This window comes from Lutibacter sp. HS1-25 (genome assembly GCF_004121075.1).
Taxonomy (GTDB): Bacteria; Bacteroidota; Bacteroidia; order Flavobacteriales; family Flavobacteriaceae; genus Lutibacter.
The window spans coordinates 1-1,785 of sequence record NZ_RHLN01000057.1 but is presented as its reverse complement, the minus strand read 5'-3'; the positions used below and the strand labels follow the sequence as shown (position 1 = coordinate 1,785).

Annotated in this window: 3 protein-coding genes; all 3 read right to left on the bottom strand. The window is 30.3% G+C overall.

Annotated features, from left to right (window positions below; all coding sequences use genetic code 11):
* Positions 1–195: 195 nt before the first annotated feature.
* Positions 196–585, bottom strand: a complete 390-nt coding sequence (locus EC396_RS12050; RefSeq protein WP_129366715.1) for a helix-turn-helix domain-containing protein — start codon at positions 583–585, stop codon at positions 196–198.
* 210 nt (positions 586–795) lie between these two features.
* The gene (locus EC396_RS12045) at positions 796–1,263 is read right to left on the bottom strand and encodes a type II secretion system protein GspG (RefSeq protein ID WP_129366929.1); all 468 of its coding nucleotides are present in this window, start codon (positions 1,261–1,263) and stop codon (positions 796–798) included.
* Positions 1,264–1,422: 159 nt separating this feature from the next.
* Positions 1,423–1,752 (bottom strand): helix-turn-helix domain-containing protein, encoded by a 330-nt coding sequence (locus EC396_RS12040; protein WP_129366476.1) that lies wholly within the window; start codon positions 1,750–1,752, stop codon positions 1,423–1,425.
* Between the last annotated feature and the right edge of the window lie 33 nt (positions 1,753–1,785).

Below are 1,785 nucleotides of genomic sequence, written 5' to 3'. Positions count from 1 at the left end.
CGCGTCCAATACTAATATTAAGGTTTTTCATTTGAGATTTAAGTTCAGAATGAAGCTTCAGTCCACCAGTTTGTTGACTAACTTTATTGCGATATTGTTTGACCAACAGAATTAATTGTTGTTCATTATTTTCTTTGATTTGTTGAGATTTTAAGCGCTTATAGAAGGCTTGTTTACTAATCCCAAAACACTCGATTAACCATTTTCTTTTAAACGGTTTTGTTTCTTTTTTTGAATCTCGTCGGCTAATGTTTTGGGCAATGACTTTTTTGCTAAATCCACACCAGTAATAAGTTCCATATCCGCAATTATGTCTTGCTGGAAGTCTTTTACAAACTCCAATTCTTCAATTCTTTGCTTTAATTTTTTGATTTCGTCTTTTTTGCTCATTCCTAATTTCTTTTGCTCTAAAGTACTATATTTTTTTAACCAATAGTCAATAGAAGATCTTGAAATATTGTATTTTTTAGCAGCATAATTAATTGAAATACGACCATTTTGAATTTGGTCAATAACGAGTAATTTTAAATCAAAACCCACTTTTTCATAGGATTTTTTTCGGCAGGGTACTTTTTGTTCTTTCATACTTTCGTTGTTTAAGTTGTCTAATTTTTAGTCAACCTATTTCAGGAAAGTACAATTCTGCCATTTTACCCAACGGGCTTTTATAAGATTTGTGCGACTGGAAAATCGGAGATTTTTCGGTTGTAGCAAATCGTTTGTTGAATGTTTATCAGTTCGTTATTTAGTTTAAAAGTAAGCATAAATTTTATGAGGTGTTGTAGCACGTTTTTTTCATTCCGATTTAATATCATCTTCAGTTCCAAATTTTCCGTCAGAACCAGCAGATGTAATTAAAAATCCTTTTCCATTTTCTGTTATTGTGTATTTATATGGTCGATTCCACGCGTCTTTTTCCCAACTCTGTCTGATTGGACTATTTCCAATTAATTCATTCAGTTCTGTTGGATATTTTCCAAGATTTTCATTCCAACTTTTCATTTTGTCACTCATTTCAGATATTTCTTTTTCAGTCTTTTTTGGAAAAATATATGTTCTTTGGTAACTAAAGAATAGAAATGCAATTAAACTTCCAATGACTAAAACTCCGATGAAGATTATTAAACTCGGTTGTAAAAAATACTTTTTAATTGGTCTTTTTACTCCATCTTCTTTCTCTTTTTTACTTACTCGTTTTCGATGTTTATAATCTTCACTAATAAGTCCAAATTCAGCTAAAGTTGAAAGTATTATTTCTATCATTCGTTTTTCTTAAATGTGCTACAACGGGCTTTTATAAGATTTGTGCGACTGGAAAATCGGAGATTTTTCGGACGTAGCAAATCGTTAGTTGAATGTTTGTCGGTTCGTTATTTAGTTCAAATGTGAGCATAAATTTTATGAGTTGTTGCCTGTAGTACTTTACGCTACTTTGAATTCTCCCTCGTTCATTTCTATACTGAATTTCACATTAGCTTTCAAAGCTTTAAAGACTTTCAAAATTGTCTCAATTGTAACATTTCTCGTATTTCTCTCCAGTTTTGATATTTGAGATTTTTGGACTCCAATTAATTCTCCTAATTGCTCTTGTGTTAGATGTCTTTCTTTTCTTACAGATTTTATCATATCTCCAAGAATTTCAATTTTTAAATCAAACTCATATTTGTCTCTTTCAATTGTTCCAACTTCTCCAAGATGTTTATCTTTCAGTTGGTCTAAACTCATCATTTTCATTTTTTTATTAGTTTCCATTTTCTAAAGTTTTTTTTGATTAAAATATTCCTC